The sequence below is a fragment of the Streptomyces sp. NPDC050806 genome, assembly GCF_055586425.1.
In genome coordinates this window covers 548,945-564,314 of record NZ_JBVJIF010000003.1, presented here as the reverse complement: position 1 = coordinate 564,314, position 15,370 = coordinate 548,945, and the positions used below count along the sequence as shown (strand labels likewise).

General features: G+C 74.3%; 14 protein-coding genes. 6 read left to right on the top strand and 8 right to left on the bottom strand.

Annotated elements, in window-relative coordinates; translation table 11 throughout:
* Complete coding sequence (locus tag ACZ6WH_RS11810; RefSeq protein ID WP_469727739.1) at nt 1-795, top strand: maleylpyruvate isomerase N-terminal domain-containing protein; 795 nt, start codon at nt 1-3, stop codon at nt 793-795.
* A 26-nt stretch (nt 796-821) separates the two neighbouring features.
* Here ACZ6WH_RS11810 and ACZ6WH_RS11805 read toward each other — a convergent pair whose 3' ends face one another.
* From ACZ6WH_RS11805 to ACZ6WH_RS11790, 4 genes are all read right to left on the bottom strand, one after another.
* Nucleotides 822-1,832 carry an LLM class F420-dependent oxidoreductase gene (locus ACZ6WH_RS11805; protein ID WP_469727737.1) on the bottom strand — a complete coding sequence of 337 codons (1,011 nt, stop codon included), beginning with the start codon at nt 1,830-1,832 and terminating at the stop codon, nt 822-824.
* 127 nt (nt 1,833-1,959) lie between these two features.
* The gene (locus ACZ6WH_RS11800; protein ID WP_432853629.1) at nt 1,960-2,817 is read right to left on the bottom strand and encodes a hypothetical protein; all 858 of its coding nucleotides are present in this window, start codon (nt 2,815-2,817) and stop codon (nt 1,960-1,962) included.
* A 195-nt stretch (nt 2,818-3,012) separates the two neighbouring features.
* The gene (locus ACZ6WH_RS11795) at nt 3,013-3,960 is read right to left on the bottom strand and encodes an N-acetylmuramoyl-L-alanine amidase (protein ID WP_469727735.1); all 948 of its coding nucleotides are present in this window, start codon (nt 3,958-3,960) and stop codon (nt 3,013-3,015) included.
* A 79-nt stretch (nt 3,961-4,039) separates the two neighbouring features.
* A complete protein-coding gene (locus tag ACZ6WH_RS11790; protein ID WP_432853623.1) occupies nt 4,040-4,690 on the bottom strand; it encodes a class I SAM-dependent methyltransferase in 651 nt (216 codons plus the stop codon).
* A 167-nt stretch (nt 4,691-4,857) separates the two neighbouring features.
* Between ACZ6WH_RS11790 and ACZ6WH_RS11785 the strand changes: the two genes are divergently transcribed.
* The 5 genes from ACZ6WH_RS11785 to gcvH all read left to right on the top strand — a co-directional run bounded on the left by ACZ6WH_RS11785 (nt 4,858) and on the right by gcvH (nt 11,396).
* Nucleotides 4,858-7,059 carry an acyl-CoA dehydrogenase gene (locus tag ACZ6WH_RS11785; RefSeq protein ID WP_469727734.1) on the top strand — a complete coding sequence of 734 codons (2,202 nt, stop codon included), beginning with the start codon at nt 4,858-4,860 and terminating at the stop codon, nt 7,057-7,059.
* A 17-nt stretch (nt 7,060-7,076) separates the two neighbouring features.
* A complete protein-coding gene (locus tag ACZ6WH_RS11780; RefSeq protein WP_469727732.1) occupies nt 7,077-8,273 on the top strand; it encodes a lipid-transfer protein in 1,197 nt (398 codons plus the stop codon).
* Between the two features lie 166 nt (nt 8,274-8,439).
* Nucleotides 8,440-9,891, top strand: a complete 1,452-nt coding sequence (locus ACZ6WH_RS11775) for an MFS transporter (RefSeq protein WP_469727730.1) — start codon at nt 8,440-8,442, stop codon at nt 9,889-9,891.
* A 226-nt stretch (nt 9,892-10,117) separates the two neighbouring features.
* On the top strand, nt 10,118-10,924 hold the full coding sequence (locus tag ACZ6WH_RS11770; RefSeq protein WP_469727728.1) for an SDR family NAD(P)-dependent oxidoreductase: 807 nt from the start codon (nt 10,118-10,120) through the stop codon (nt 10,922-10,924).
* 88 nt (nt 10,925-11,012) lie between these two features.
* Nucleotides 11,013-11,396, top strand: a complete 384-nt coding sequence (gene gcvH / locus ACZ6WH_RS11765) for a glycine cleavage system protein GcvH (protein ID WP_432853608.1) — start codon at nt 11,013-11,015, stop codon at nt 11,394-11,396.
* Between the two features lie 33 nt (nt 11,397-11,429).
* Here the strand turns inward: gcvH and ACZ6WH_RS11760 are convergent, their stop codons facing one another.
* The 4 genes from ACZ6WH_RS11760 to ACZ6WH_RS11745 form a co-directional block, all read right to left on the bottom strand.
* Nucleotides 11,430-12,035 (bottom strand): response regulator transcription factor, encoded by a 606-nt coding sequence (locus ACZ6WH_RS11760; protein WP_361556649.1) that lies wholly within the window; start codon nt 12,033-12,035, stop codon nt 11,430-11,432.
* Nucleotides 12,032-13,201 carry a sensor histidine kinase gene (locus tag ACZ6WH_RS11755; RefSeq protein WP_432864317.1) on the bottom strand — a complete coding sequence of 390 codons (1,170 nt, stop codon included), beginning with the start codon at nt 13,199-13,201 and terminating at the stop codon, nt 12,032-12,034. The genes ACZ6WH_RS11760 and ACZ6WH_RS11755 overlap by 4 nt, the downstream gene beginning before the upstream one ends.
* 109 nt (nt 13,202-13,310) lie before the next feature.
* A complete protein-coding gene (locus tag ACZ6WH_RS11750) occupies nt 13,311-14,039 on the bottom strand; it encodes an ABC transporter permease (RefSeq protein WP_469727727.1) in 729 nt (242 codons plus the stop codon).
* Nucleotides 14,036-15,043: an ABC transporter ATP-binding protein gene (locus ACZ6WH_RS11745; RefSeq protein ID WP_469727726.1), complete on the bottom strand. Its 1,008-nt coding sequence runs from the start codon at nt 15,041-15,043 to the stop codon at nt 14,036-14,038. Before ACZ6WH_RS11745 ends, ACZ6WH_RS11750 begins: the two co-directional genes overlap by 4 nt.
* Between the last annotated feature and the right edge of the window lie 327 nt (nt 15,044-15,370).

Sequence of the window (15,370 nt, the reverse complement as noted above, 5' to 3'; positions counted from 1 at the left end):
ATGACACGCCTTGGGCACGAGAGGTACTGCGAAGAGATTCTGGTGCAGACCGGACTGTTCCGGGAAGCACTGCGGGGGGCGGACCTGAAGGCGACGGTTCCCACCTGCCCGGAATGGACGATCGGCGAGCTGACCCGGCACCTCGGCGGAGCGCTCCGCTGGATGGGGACGACCGTGCGGACCCGGGCGCGGGACGTCGTCCCCGATGAGGACGTACCGGATTTCCGGGGACCGGGGGACGGGGACCCGGCGGCGCTGGACGCCTGGCTGGGCGAGGGCGCGGAGCTGGCGGTCGCGGCGCTGCGGGACGCCGGGCCGGACGCCCGGGTGTGGACCTGGGTGGACGAGCAGACCGCGGGGTTCTGGGCGCGGCGCGCCACGCACGAGATCGTGATCCACCGGGCGGACGCGGCGATCGCGGCGGGCGCCGCGTACCGGCTCGCTCCGGACGTCGCCGTGGACACGCTGGAGGAGTGGCTGGAGATCGGCACCTCCCCGCAGGTGCTGGCGCGGCGGCCGGACCTCGTGCGGCTGCTGGGCCCGGGACGCACGGTCCGCCTGCACGCCACGGACGCCGGGCCGGCCGGCGCCCGCTGGATCATCGACCTGACCGGCGACCGGCTCGACTGGCGGCGGGCCGGCGCGGACGAGCAGGCCGCGGTCACGCTCAGCGGCCCGCTGACGGACGTCCTGCTGGTCTTCTACCGGCGGCTGCCGCACGACATCCCGACGGTCACCGTCGAGGGGGACCGCGGCCTGTTCGACGAGTGGCTGGGCCTGGTGAGCTTCGGCTAGCGACCGAGTGTCCGGGGACCGCGCGCCTAGGAGTTGAGCTCGGCGAGTACGCGCAGGGTGTGCGGGTCCGGGGCCATGACCAGGAGGTCGGTGACCGGGCCCGCGCGCCACAGTTCCAGCCGCTCGGCGATGCGTTCACGCGGGCCGACGAGGGAGATCTCGTCGGCGAAGGCGTCGGGGACGGCGCGCACCGCGTCCTCCCGCCGCCCCTCCCTGAAGAGGTCCTGGATCCGCCGGGCCTCCTCCTCGTACCCCATGCGCGCCATCAGGTCCGCGTGGAAGTTCTTGCCGGCGTGCCCCATTCCGCCGATGTAGAAGCCCAGCATCGCCTTGACCGGCAGCAGTCCCTCGCCGACGTCGTCACAGACCACTGCCCGCGCCATGGGTGCGATGCGGAAGGACTCCGGTGCGTCGGCGAGGGAAGCCGCGTACACCTCCGTGCGCTGCGGTGACCAGTACAGCGGCAGCCAGCCGTCCGCGATGCGGCAGGTCTGGGCGATGTTCTTCGGGCCCTCGGCGGCGAGGAGGACCGGCAGGCCGGCGCGGAGCGGATGGGTGATCGGCTTGAGCGGCTTGCCGAGGCCGGTGCCGTCCGGGCCGCGGTACGGGTGGCTGTGGAACCGCCCGTCCAGCGTCACCGGCCCCTCGCGGCGCAGCACTTGGCGTACCACGTCGACGTACTCCCGGGTCGCGGTCAGCGGACTCTTGGGGAACGGCCTGCCGTACCAGCCCTCGACCACCTGCGGCCCGGACAGCCCCAGCCCCAGCAGCACCCGGCCGCCGCTGAGGTGGTCCAGGGTGAGCGCGTGCATCGCGGTGGCGGTGGGCGTGCGCGCCGCCATCTGCGCGATGCCGGTGCCCAGTTCGATGCGTGTGGTGTGGGCGGCGATCCAGGTCAGCGCGGTGAACGCGTCCGATCCCCAGGACTCCGCCGTCCATACGGAGGTGTAGCCGAGCCGTTCCGCCTCGCGGGCGAGGTCGAGATGGCGGGGGTCCGGGCCCCGTCCCCAGTAGCCGAGCGCCAGGCCGAGCCGCATGCCGATCCTTCCTGACGTACCGTCAGAATGTCGTGCGGCGACTGTACGAGGCGGGTGCGGCCATGGCAACGGCCCCGCACCCACGAACGGTGGGTACGGGGCCGTGCGATGCCGTCGGCGCGCGGACTCAGCCGCGCTGGATGCCGGTGGTGTCCTGCAGGAGGCCGCGGCGGCCGTCCTGGGTCTGCGCGATCAGCGCCTGGCCGCGCTGCTCGACCGCGAGGTACCAGGTGCCGGGGGCCAGTTCGGCGATCGGCGTCGGGCTGCCGTCCTCGCCGTACAGCGGGCGGGCGACCGGAACCGCGAACCAGAACGGCGCGAAGTCGGCGGCCGGCGCACCGGTCTGCTGGTCGGTCGCGGCGGGCGCGGGCTGACCGGCCTGGCCGCCCTGCGTCGGCTGGGGCTGGCCGCCGTACGAGGGCTGGCCGCCCTGCTGCGGGCCGCCCGGGTAGCCGTAGCCCTGACCCGGCACCTGCTGCTGCGCGCCCGGGTAGCCGTACCCGGCGTTGGCGCCGGTGTGGTACGGGGACGGCGAGGCGGCGGGGGCGGTGATGAGCTTGGCCTGCAGCGCGGGGACGAGCGGCGAGGCGATGGCGGCGGCGGCCAGGATCAGCGCGGCGATGAGGCCGATGATGATGCCGGGGCCCGCGCTGCCGACGCTGATGATCGTCCAGAACGCCGTCCAGGCCGCGAAGATGCCGAGCGCGACACCGAACTGTCCGAGGTCCAGACCGGCGACCTTGCGCGGCTGCGGCAGCGCGCGGCTCACGACGATGAGCACGGCAGCGATGACACCGGCCAGGTAGATGCTCATGACGGTGGCGAGCGAGTCCCAGGCGTTCGAGCTCTCGGCGGCGGCGCAGTACTTGGCCATCTCGCCGGAGCAGTCGGGGCTGCCGGTGAAATCGAGGAACGAGGCGATGAACAGCAACACCGCTGCTCCGATCACCACGCCGTCGCCTCGTGTGAGGGATCGGATGTTCACGTAAGGAGTCCTTTGCCGTTTTTCGTCATGGGTCGTGCTGTCGCCGATTGCGCACGGCGCGAGGCGCGGGGGTGGCCCCCCATCGTAAGGGGGAACCTACCGCCCCATCCGCTGGGCCGTCTCGTCCCCTTATGAGGGGCCTCCGGGCGCCGGACGGGCCGGTTCGCGCGGGTGCCGCCCGGCGCCGGCCGGCCGTCAGCGGCGCAGGAAACCGGTGATGCCCTCGGCGATGCCGGCGGCCGCCTTCTGGCGCCACGCGGGGTCGGTGAGGCGCGCCGCGTCCTGCGCGTCGCGCATGTTGCCGCACTCCAGGAAGACCTTCGGCACCCGGGAGAGGTTGAGCCCGCCGAGGTCGGTACGGGTGTCCAGGCCCTTGCCGTCACCGATGTAGTTGGCCGGTGCGCTGCCGGTCGCCGCGACGAAGCGGCCCACGACGTGGTCGGCGAGGTCGCGCGACGGGCCGGTGATCTTCCGGGTGTCCGCGCCGCCGGCGTGCACCGCACCGGGCCGGATCACGTGGAAGCCGCGGTTCCCGGTCCCGGCGCCGTCCGCGTGGATCGAGAGCGCGGCGTCCGCGTGGGCCTTGTTGCCGATCTCGGCGCGCTCGTCCACGCACGGCCCGTACGGGCGGTCGCCGTCCTGGGTGAAGACGACGCGCACACCTTCCTTCCGCAGCAGCGTGCGGGCGCGGCGTGCCACGTCGAGGGTGAAGGAGGCCTCCGCGTACCCGGCCCGGGTGGAGGTGCCGGTCGTGTCGCACTCCTTGCGGGCGTTACCGACATCGACCTGGCGCGCGATCTCCGCCGTGTGGTCGCGGTTGGTGGGGTTGTGGCCGGGGTCGATCACCACGACCTTGCCCTTGAGCGGGCCGCCGCCGGCCGCGGGCCCGCGCTCCCGGCCCGTGTCCTTGCCGTCCTTCCGCGCCTCGCCGTCCTTGTGTGCCGTATCGCCGTCGTCGGCCCCGGAGCCGGGAGTGTGCTGCCCGGCAGCGGCGGGCCGGTCCGGGCCCGGCCTGCCCTCGGACGCCGTACCGCCGCCGGTGGCGCCGCAGCCGGCGCAGCCCAGGGCGGCCAGTACGGCCGGCACGAGGAAGAAGGCGCGGGCGTAGCGGCGGGACGTGGGGGGAGTACTGCCGTTCGACACAGCGCGATCGTAACGTCACCCGGCCGGAAGCCGGTGCTCCTGCCCGTGGCGCGTCCGGCACCGGGCCCGATCGGGCCCCTCAGATCCCGTCGCCGGTCCGCCGCAGGACGCGCAGCGACCGGTGCGCCGAGACCTCCGTGAAGGCGCCGGACTTCAGCGCGCGCAGGTAGATGCGGTACGGGGCCTGGCCCGTCCACTCGTCCACCGGGTCGGGGAACACATCGTGGATCACCAGCAGGCCGCCCGGCGCCACGTGCGGCGCCCAGCCCTCGTAGTCCGCCGTGGCGTGCTCGTCGGTGTGGCCGCCGTCGATGAAGACCAGGCCCGCCGGGGCCCGCCACAGCGCCGCGGCCTGCGGGGAGCGCCCGACCAGCGCGAGCACGTGCTCCTCCAGCCCTGCCGCGTGCAGCGTCCGGCGGAAGGCGGGCAGCGTGTCCATCCGCCCGACCTCCGGGTCGACGACCTCCGGGTCGTGGTAGTCCCAGCCGGGCTGCTGCTCCTCGCTGCCGCGGTGGTGGTCCACGGTGACCGCGGCGACCCCGGCCGCCCGCGCCGCGTCGGCGAGCAGCAGCGTGGAGCGCCCGCAGTACGTGCCGATCTCGATCAGCGGCAGCCCGAGCGCACCGGCCTCGGCGGCCGCCGCGTACAGCGCCAGCCCCTCGTCCACGGGCATGAAGCCCTTCGCCGCCTCGAACGCGGCGAGCGTCTCCGGCTGGGGAGCGGCGGTCATCGGTTACCTCCTGGTGGCGGGCGCCGGAGACCCGTTACCGGCGCGTACATCCCGCTCATCGTGGCGCACGCCGCCCTCCCCGGCGCGCGCGGGGGGCGCCGACGAAAACTGACTGGCCGTCAGTTCTGGTCTTCCGTCCGACTGGAACCTGTTCTACTGTGCCCGGCATGGGCATCGGAATCACGCGGGACCACCGAGAGCTGGCCGCTGCGGTGCGCGGGTGGGCGACCCGCGCCGTGCCGCCCGAGGACCGGCGGAAACTGCTCGACGCGGCGCCGGGACGGGCCGGCCGGCCCGGCTGGTGGGAGGAGGCGGCCGCGCAGGGACTGCTCGGTCCGCAACTGCCGGCGGAGTACGGCGGAGGCGGCGGGGAACTGCTGGACCTCGCGGTCGTCCTGGAGGAGACCGGCCGCGCCGCGCTCCCCGGCCCGTACCTTCCCGGCGTGCTCGCCGCCGAACTGCTGCGGCGCGGCGCCCGCGCCGAACCGGTACGCGCCCTCGTACGGGAACTCGCCGCGGGGGAGCGCGTCGGGGCCGTGGCACTGACGCCCGGCGGACTGACCGCGATCGAGTCCGGGGACGGCTACGTCCTGGACGGCACGGCCCCGCCGGTCCTCGGCGGCGGGGAAGCGGACGTGCTGGTGCTGGGGGCCGCCGCGGCGAACGGGACGGTCTGGCTCGCGGTGGACGCCGAAGCGCTGGACATCCGGGTGCCGGCCGGGGCCGATCCGACCCGGCCGGCCGCCGAGGTCACCGCCGCCGGGGCCCGCGTCCCCGCCGACCGGCTGCTCGCGCTCGACACCGGGCTGGTCCGGGACCTGGCCGGGACCCTCTTCGCGGCCGAGGCGTGCGGCACCGCCGCCTGGGCGCTGCACACCGCCACCGAGCACGCCGGGGTCCGCGAGCAGTTCGGCCGGCCCATCGGGCAGTTCCAGGCGGTCAAGCACCTGTGCGCCGAGATGCTCGTACGGCTCGAACAGGCCCGGGCGCTCGCCTGGGACGCCGCGCGGGCCATGGACGAACCCGCCGAGGTGCGCGGCCTGGTGAGCGCGCTGGCCACCGCGACCGCCCTGGAGACCGCCGTCGGCTGCGCCAAGGACTGCATCCAGATACTCGGCGGCACCGGCTTCACCTGGGAACACGACGCGCACCTGTACCTGCGCCGGGCGATCGTGGCGCGGCAGTTGCTGGGCGGCCCGGCGGGGCACCGGCAGCGCGCGGCCCGGTACGGCGCCGCGGGCGCCCGGCGCGAGCTGCGCATGGAGCTGCCGGCCGCGGCGGACGCCCACCGCGCCGAGGCCCGGGAGGCGATCGCACCGGCCGTGGGGCTCGACCCGGCCGCGGCGCGCAGGGCCCTGGCGCCCACCGGCTACGCGGCGCCGCACCTGCCCGAGCCGTACGGCCTCGGCGCCGGTCCGCTGCGACAGCTCGCCGTGCAGGAGGAGCTGCGGGCCGCCGGGGTGAAGGTGAGCGACCTGGGTATCGCGACGTGGGTGGTGCCGTCCCTGATCAGCCACGGCACGCCGGAGCAGCGGGAGCGCCACCTGCTGCCCACCCTCCGGGGCGAACAGCTGTGGTGCCAGCTGTTCTCCGAGCCGGAGGCCGGGTCGGACCTGGCGTCGCTGCGGACCCGGGCCGAGCGGACCGCGGACGGCGGCTGGCGGGTCAACGGGCAGAAGGTGTGGACGTCGGCGGCGCAGTGGGCGCGGTACGGCATCCTGCTCGCCCGTACCGATCCGGACGCGCCCAAGCACAAGGGCCTCACCTACTTCCTCGTCGACATGAGGACACCGGGCATCGAGGTCAGGCCGCTGACGGAGATCACCGGAGACGCGCTCTTCAACGAGGTGTACTTCGACGACGTGCTGCTGCCCGCGGACGCGGTGGTGGGGGAGGCCGGGGACGGCTGGCGGGTCGCCCGGCACACCCTCGGCAACGAACGCGTGCACATGGCCGACCAGATGACCTTTGACACCGGCCTCGAAGTGCTGCTCGCGCGGGCCGGCGCGGACGATGCGGACGGCGCACTGCGTGCCCGCGTCGGCGAGCTGGCCGCCGAGGCGCACGCGCTCGGCTGCATCGGGCTGCGCACCACCCTCCAGCAGGTCGACGGGCTGGAGCCGGGCGCCGGGGCCAGCGTCCGCAAGCTCGTCCAGACCCGCCACCAGCAGGCCGTCGCCGAGCTGGCGCTCGAACTCCTCGGCCCGGCGGGCGCGGTGCGCGAGGGCGCGGGGGAGCGGGCGCTGCACGGCTTCCTGATGTCCCGCTGCCTGACCATCGCGGGCGGCACCACGCAGGTACAGCTCAACGTCGTCGCGGAGCGGCTGCTCGGGCTGCCCAGGGACCCGGAGCCCCGCCCGATCATCTGAGCCCCCGGAGGACACGTATGACTGGCAAGGCGTACATCGTCGGCGTCGGCATGACGAAGTTCGAGAAGCCCGAGACGCGGGAGTGGCAGTACTGGGACATGGCGAAGGAGGCGGGCGGCGCGGCGCTCGCGGACGCCGGTGTCGCGTACGAGCAGGTCGAGCAGGTGCCGGTGGGCTACTGCTACCAGGCGTCCACCGCCGGACAGCGGGCCGCTTACGAGCTGGGCCTGACCGGCGTCCCCGTCTACAACGTCAACAACAACTGCGCGACCGGCTCGACGGCCTTGATGATGGCGCGGCAGTTCGTCGCCTCGGGGCTCAACGACTGCGTGCTGGCGCTGGGCTTCGAGAAGATGAAGCGCGGCGCGCTCGGCGGCGGCGCGGATGCCGGAGACTTCAGTACCTCGCCGGTGGCCCGGCACTACGGCGTGATGGCGGCCCGGCACGGTTTCGAGATGACCCCGCCCACCGCCCAGATCTTCGGCAACGCGGCCCGCGAGCACATGGAGCGGTACGGCACCACGGCCCGCCAGCTCGCGGCCGTCGGCGCGAAGAACCACCGGCACTCGGCGGACAACCCGTACGCCCAGTTCCAGGACGCGTACACCGTCGAGGAGATCCTCGCCGCCAGGACCGTCCACCGGCCCCTCACCAAGCTCCAGTGCTCGCCGACCTCCGACGGTGCCGCAGCGGCCGTCGTCGTCTCCGGGCGTTTCGTCCGCGAGCACGGCCTCGGGGACCGGGCCGTGGAGATCGCCGCGCAGGCCATGACCACCGACACCGAGGAGTCCTTCGCGTCCGGCTCCTGCATCGACGTCGTCGGCAGGCCGATGTCGCGCGCCGCGGCCCGGCAGGCGTACGAGGCGAGCGGGCTCGGCATCGAGGACGTCGACGTCGTCGAGCTGCACGACTGCTTCTCCGTCAACGAACTGCTCACCTACGAAGCGCTGGGCATGTGCGCGGACGGCGAGTCCGGCAAGCTCGTCGAGGAGGGGGCGACCACGCACGGCGGGCGGTGGGTGGTGAACCCCTCCGGCGGCCTGATCTCCAAGGGTCACCCGCTCGGCGCCACCGGGCTGGCCCAGTGCGCCGAGCTGACCTGGCAGCTGCGCGGCGAGGCGGGTGCCCGGCAGGTGCCGGGGGCCGGTGTGGGGCTGGCGCACAACATCGGGCTGGGCGGCGCCGCCGTGGTGACGCTGCTGCGCCGGGCGTAGCGCGCACGCCTGCCGGTCCTCGTACGGTTCGACGGCCTGCCCCGTACGGCCCGACGGCCGGCCCCGGGACGTGCGGCCCCGGTCCCGGTGCCCGTGGACCTAGGACCTCCGGTCCGGGACCATTGGGCAGATAATCCGATGCCCCGGGCATCCATCGGATGACACGATGACCAGCATGCCCCCGCTCATGACCACCGACCCGCAGTCGTCCAGAATCACGGCCCGCAAGGCCCCGCCCGCCTGGGCGGTGATGCTCGCGGTCTGCGCGGGGCAGTTCCTCGTGGTGCTCGACGTCTCCGTGGTGAACGTCGCGATGCCCTCGATGCGGTCCTCGCTCGGCCTGAGCGAGCTGGGCCTGCAGTGGGTGGTCAACGCGTACGTGATCACCTTCGCCGGGTTCCTGATGCTGGGCGGCCGGGCCGCCGACCTCTTCGGGCGCAAGCGGGTCTTCCTCATCGGTCTCGCGCTGTTCACCGCGGCCAGCCTGGGCGGCGGGCTCGCCCAGGAGCCCTGGCAGCTGATCGCCGCCCGGACGGTCCAGGGCATCGGCGCCGCCGTGCTCGCCCCGGCCACCCTCACCATCCTCACCACCTCCTTCCCGCAGGGCCCGGCCCGCACCCGGGCCGTGGCCACCTGGACCGCGGTCGGCGCGGGCGGCGGCGCGGCGGGCGGCCTGGTCGGCGGGCTGCTCACGCAGTTCCTGTCCTGGCGCTGGGTGCTGCTGATCAATGTGCCGATCGGCGCGCTGGTACTGGCCGGCGCCGCTTACTGCCTGACCGAGAGCCGGCAGGAGGGGCGCCGCCGGCTGGACGTGCCCGGCGCGCTGCTGGTCACCGGCGGCCTCGCGCTCGTCGCCTACGGCATCGTGCAGACCGGCGAGCGTGGCTGGACGGCCGCGGGCGCGCTGCTGCCGCTGCTCGCCGGGCTGGCCGTGCTCGGTGCCTTCGTGGCGGTCGAGGCCCGCTCGGCGGCGCCGCTGATGCCGCTGAGCGTCTTCCGGCCGCGCTCGGTCTGGGCGACGACCTCGGCGATGGTCGTGGTCGGCGCGGGAATGTTCTCCATGTGGTACTTCCTCTCGCTGTACACGCAGAACGTGCTCGGCTACAGCGCGCTCCAGGCGGGTCTGTCCTTCCTTCCGCACTCCTTCTCGATCGTCATCGGCTCCAAGGTCGCGCCCCGGCTGATGGCGCTGCCCCGGATCGGTGCCAAGACCGTGGCCGTGGCGGGCGTGCTGCTCGCCACCGTCGGCATGGCCTGGCAGTCGATGATGGACGCGCACGGGACGTACCTCGGCACGATCCTCGGCCCCGGCATCACGATGGCGCTCGGCGCGGGCCTCTCGGCCACCCCGATCGCCGCGATCTGCACGGCGGGCGCTGCGGCCGGCGACGCCGGGCTGGTCTCCGGGCTGATCAACACCTCGCGGCAGATGGGCGGCGCGCTCGGCCTTTCGATCCTCTCGACGGCGGCGGCCGGGGTCGCGGGCAGCGGCCGGGTGGCCCTGGCCGACGGGTACGCGCTCGCCTTCCGCGTCGCCGCGGTGGTCCTCCTGGCCGGCGTCCTGCTGATGCTCTTCTCCCTCCCGGGCCGCACGAAGCGGGACGGCGCTCGGGCCTGATGCTTGCTTGGACTTGATGCCTGCTTGCGCCTGACGAGTGCTTGCGCCTGACGTCCTTTCGCGGCTGACGCCTGCTTGCGTCTGACGCGTGCTCGCGCCTGACGCCCCTTCGCGGCTGACGCCTGCGCGCGGTGGGGCGGTGGAGCGGCGCGCGGCGGGGCGGCGGGCGGCCGTCGGTCCCGCGCCCGGTCCGCTGCCGTCCGGGGCCGTGCGAGAGGATGCGATCATGGCTGACACCGCATCGACCTCGACCGCCTCTCCCGCCACGGGGTTCCCCGCCACCGGCCGTCGCGTCCTGGTCAGCGGGGCCTCCCGTGGCCTGGGCCGGGCCGTCGCCCTCGCCTTCGCGGAGAACGGTGACCGGGTCGCCGTGCACTACGGCTCGCGCCGGGCCGATGCCGAGGCGACGCTGGCCGCGCTGCCCGGCGACGGCCATGCCCTGCTGCATGCCGACATCGCCGGCCCCGAGGGCGCCGCGGGGCTGGTGGACGCGGCGGACGCCGCACTCGGCGGCATCGACGTGCTGGTGAACAACGCCGCGGTCAACACCCCGCACCCGCCCGCCACCACCTCCTACGCCGACTGGACCGCCGCCTGGCAGCAGCACGTCGCGGTCAACCTGCTCGGCACCGCGCACCTGAGCCACGGCGCGGCACAGCGCATGATCGAGCAGGGCACGGGCGGGCGCATCGTCAACGTCGGCTCGCGCGGCGCCTTCCGCGGCGAGCCGGACCACCCCGCGTACGGCGCGACCAAGGCCGCGGTGCACGCTCTCGGCCAGTCCCTCGCGGTCGCCCTCGCGCCGCACGGCATCGCGGTGGCATCCGTGGCGCCCGGCTTCATCGACACCGAACGGGTCGGCGGCCGGCTGGCCGGCGAGCAGGGCGCCGCGATCCGCGCCCAGAGCCCGTTCGGCCGGGTCGCAGAGCCGGCCGAGGTCGCGGCCGCGGTCCGCTGGCTCGCCTCTCCGGAGGCGCAGTGGAGCTCGGGCACCGTGCTCGACCTCAACGGCGCCTCCCACCTGCGCACCTGAGCACCGGAGCGCGGCCCCTCCGCCGCGGGCACCGGCAGCCCGGTTTCCGCCTTGTCGGCCCGGCGGCGGCAGTGCCACCGTCATCGGCATGGTGAAAATCCCCGCGGACCTGTCGTACAGCAAGGACCACGAGTGGCTCCGCCTGGAGGGCGACCGGGCCACGATCGGCATCACCGACCACGCGCAGCGGCAGCTCGGCGACATCGTCTACGTCGAACTGCCCAAGACGGGTGAACGCTTCGACGCCGGTGACCCCTTCGGCTCGCTGGAGTCGGTCAAGGCCGTGAGTGAGGTCTATCTGCCGCTGGCGGGGACGGTGCTGGCGGCCAACGACTCGCTCGCCGACTCTCCCGAGCAGATCAACGACGATCCCTACGGCGACGGCTGGCTGCTCGTCTGCCGGTTCAGCGGCAGCACCGCAGAGCTGCTCAGCGCGGAGGAGTACGAGGCCTACCTGCGGGAGGAGGCGTAGGGCCGCTCGTCCGGATCCTGCCGGGCCCGCGGGCTACAGCCAGCCGTTGCGCCGGGCCGCCCGTACCGCCTCCATGCGGTTGCGGGTACCGGTCTTGCCGATGGCCGCCGAGAGGTAGTTGCGCACGGTCGCCTGGGAGAGATGCAGCCTGCCCGCGATGTCGGCCACCGTCGCGCCGTCCACCGCGGCGGTCAGCACCTCCTGCTCGCGCGGCGTCAGCGGGTTCGGCCCGGCGCTCAGCGCGGCGGCGGCCAGCCCGGGGTCGATGACCCGCTCCCCGGCCAGCACCCGCCGGATCGCCGCGGCCAGCTCCTCCACCGGCCCGTCCTTCACCAGGAATCCGCAGGCCCCGGCCTCCATCGCGCGGCGCAGGTACCCCGGCCGCCCGAAGGTGGTCACGATCAGCACCTTGCACTCCGGCAGCGCCTCCCGCAGGTCCGCCGCCGCGTCCAGGCCGCTGCGCCCGGGCAGCTCGATGTCCAGCAGCGCGATGTCCGGGGAGGTCTCCAGCGCGGCGTCGACGATCCGGTCCCCGGCCGGTACCTGGGCCACCACCTCCATGTCCGTTTCCAGGTTCAGCAGCAGCGCCAGCGCGCCGCGCATCATCCCCTGGTCCTCGGCCAGCAGGACCTTGATCACTCGGGTCTCTCCTCCGCGTCCGCCAGTACGCCCGCGTCCTCGGGCAGCTCGGCCACCAGCCGGAAGCCGCGCCGCCCGTCGGGCCCCGCGTCCAGCGTGCCGCCCGCCGCGGCCAGCCGCTCGGCGAGCCCGGTCAGGCCCGTGCCGCCGCTGTCCCCGGCGAGCGCCTCGGAGCCTACGGGACCGCGGCCGTCGTCGGTGATCGTCAGCCGGGCCCGGTCGCTGTCGACGCGCACCTCGATCTCGCAGCGGGTCGCGCCGCTGTGCCGTACGGCGTTGGTGACCCCCTCCCGCACCACCCAGCCCAGCAACGCCCCGGCCTGCGGCGACAGCGGCGGCCCCGACTGGCGTACGACCGGCTCGATGCCGCCCGCCTCCAGCGCCGAGCGGGCCCGGTCCAGCTCGGTGGCCAGGCTGCCCTGGCGGTACCCGGTCACCGCCTCGCGGATCTCGGTGAGCGCCTGCCGGCCCACCGCCTCGATGTCGGCGGCCTGGGCCAGCGCCGCGTCCACGTCCCGCGGCGCCAGCCGGCGCACCGCCTCCGCCTTCACCACGACCACGGAAAGGGTGTGCCCCAGCAGGTCGTGCAGGTCGCGGGAGAACCGCAGCCGCTCCTTCTCCACCGCCGAACGCGCCAGTTCGCCCTCGGTGGCCCGCAGCCGCTGGTTGGCCTCGAAGAGGCCGAGGACGGCCGAGGTGACCATGCCGGAGATGAAGGTGCCGTAGCCGATGGTCGAGGCGTCCCAGGGATCGCCGCTGCCGTGGCCGGCGAGCGAGCCGGCCGAGGCGCTGGCGATGAAGAGCGCCACGAACAGCGCCCGCCCCCGCAGCAGGGTGCCGGCGGCCAGCGTCATCAGCGGGAAGAACAGCGTCCAGGCCCCGCCGTAGACGATCGCCAGTGCGTACGTCACGGCGGCCAGCGCGGCCAGCAGGCCGTACGGCACCCAGGTCTCGCGGGCCCGGGGATTGAAGGCGGTGCGCACCACCCCGACGTAGAGCGAGTTGAAGACCAGCAGGCCGGCTCCGGCCACCCAGGGATTGCCGGCCTTCCCGTTGATCGTGTTGGAGATCGCGCCCACGCCCATGACCAGCCAGGGCATGAACGTGGCGGCCGTGGGGCCCTTCCGGAAGACCATGCGCGCGTCGTTCCGCGTCCCCCAGGTCATCCAGGAGGGCCCCGTGCCGCAGCCCTTCTTCCGGGTCCTGCCGTCCCGTTCCGCCATCTCGTCCTCGAACTCCGGGACGCGCACCGCCGGGGCGCCGCCTCGTCCCACCTCAGGCGGTCCGGGCCGCGCGCCGGTACGCGTACACCGCGTAGCCGCCGAAGGCCGCCAGCCACGCCACCAGCACCAGGACCGTACCCGCCGACGGGCCGTGTCCCGCGGTGACGCTCCAGCCGAGGTCCGCGAAGCGGTTCGACGGGGTCCAGCGGGATATTTCCGCCAGCCAGCCGGGGAACGCCCCGACCGGGAACCACAGCCCGCCGATGATCGCCAGCACCATCATCATCCCGGCGTTCACCATGCCGGCGGCCTGCGACGAGAGGCGGTAGCCGTTGCCCAGGCCGAGCAGGGTGAACGGGGTGGTGCCCAGCCACAGCAGCAGCACCAGTCCGGCCCACTGCGCGGCCGACAGCCGTACGCCGTTGACCAGCGCGCCCAGCAGCAGCACCACGACGATCGCGGGCAGCACCGTCACCGAGGCGCTCAGCCCGCGGCCCACCACCACCCGGGCCGGGGACAGCGGCGTGATCCGCAGCTGCCGCAGCCAGCCGAGCTTCTTGTCCTCCGCGACGCCGTTGCCGGTGCCGAGCGCCGCGCCCAGCGCGCCGTACGACGCCATGCCGACCATGGCGGTGACCTTCCAGGCGTCGGCGTCCTTGCCCGTGCCCACGCCGATGTTGGTCAGCAGGAGGTACATCACCACCGGCATCCCGATGCCGAAGATGACGAAGCCCTTGTCGCGGAGGGTCCGGCGGATCTCCAGCCGAATGTAGTCGATCATCGCAGGGCTCCTTCGCCTACCGCGGCGGCGCCTTCCGGGGCACCGGTGCCACTGTCCGCCGGACCGCCGTCCCGGGCGTCCGTGCGGGAGGAAGTGAGGGAGAGGAACGCGTCCTCCAGACTGGCCGGGGCCACCTGGAGGCCCCGTACGAGGTCCAGCCGGGCCAGCGCGAGCACCGTCGCGTCGGAGTCGCCGGACCGCAGCAGCGCCCGGTCGCCCCGTATCTCCAGGGACGTCACCCCCGGCAGCTCGGTCAGCCCGTCGGTGGGCGCGCCCGCGAGGTCGAAGGAGACCAGCGCGCCGCCGACGGTGCGCTTGATCGCCTCGCCGCTGCCGTCGGCCACCACCCGGCCGTGGTCCACGACCACGATCCGGTCGGCGTTCTCGTCGGCCTCGGTGAGGTAGTGCGTGGAGAACACCACGGTGTTGCCGCGGCGCGCGTACGCCCGCATCGCCCGCCAGAAGTCCCGGCGGCCCTCGACGTCCAGCGCGGTGGTCGGCTCGTCGAGCACCACCAGGTCCGGATCGCCCGCCAGCGCCACCGCGAAGCGCACCCGCTGCGCCTGGCCCCCGGAGAGCTTGTCCACCCGCTGCCCGGCCAGCTCCTCCAGGCCGGCCAGCGCCAGCGCCTCGGGCACCGCCATCGGCTTCGGATACGTGGCCGCCACAAAGGCGACCAGCTCCCGCACCGTCACGCGCGGTATCGGCCGGCCGTCCTGCAGCATCGCGCCGATCCGCCCCTGGCGCACCGCCCGCTCCGGAGCCCCGCCGAACAGGCGTACCTCGCCCGACGTGGGCGGCAGCAGCCCGAGCAGCATGCTGATCGTGGTCGACTTGCCGGCGCCGTTCCGCCCCAGCAGCGCGACGGTCTCGCCGCGGTGGACCGTGAGGTCCAGCCCGTCGACGGCCCGCACCTCGCCGTAGGTCTTCACCACGCCCGAGAACGCCACCGCCGTGGCGTCCCGGGCGCTCCCCGTTGTCCCCGTTGTCCCCGTCGTCCTCATGTCCATGAATCTATGGAGACGAGGGTGATCCCGGTAGAAGGGAATGTCGTCGGCCGGGAAGGACAAATGTCACGGGTGCGGCGGCCGGGGCGCGCGAGGGATGCATCTGACGATGCGTCAGGGGGTTCCGGGCTGAGCCCGGATGGGCTATACATGGCCCATCGGTAGAACGCGTTCTAGTGCGCTGTGCGGCGTCGCGACGTGCCGCGCGTCCCGCCTCGCCGGCGCGTCACCGACCGCTGACGACCCCGGCCGGCCGACGGTGCGGACGCCCGGCCGGGGTCCTGCCGTCCGCCGTCCCCGCCCTCCGCACGCCACCCCGTACAC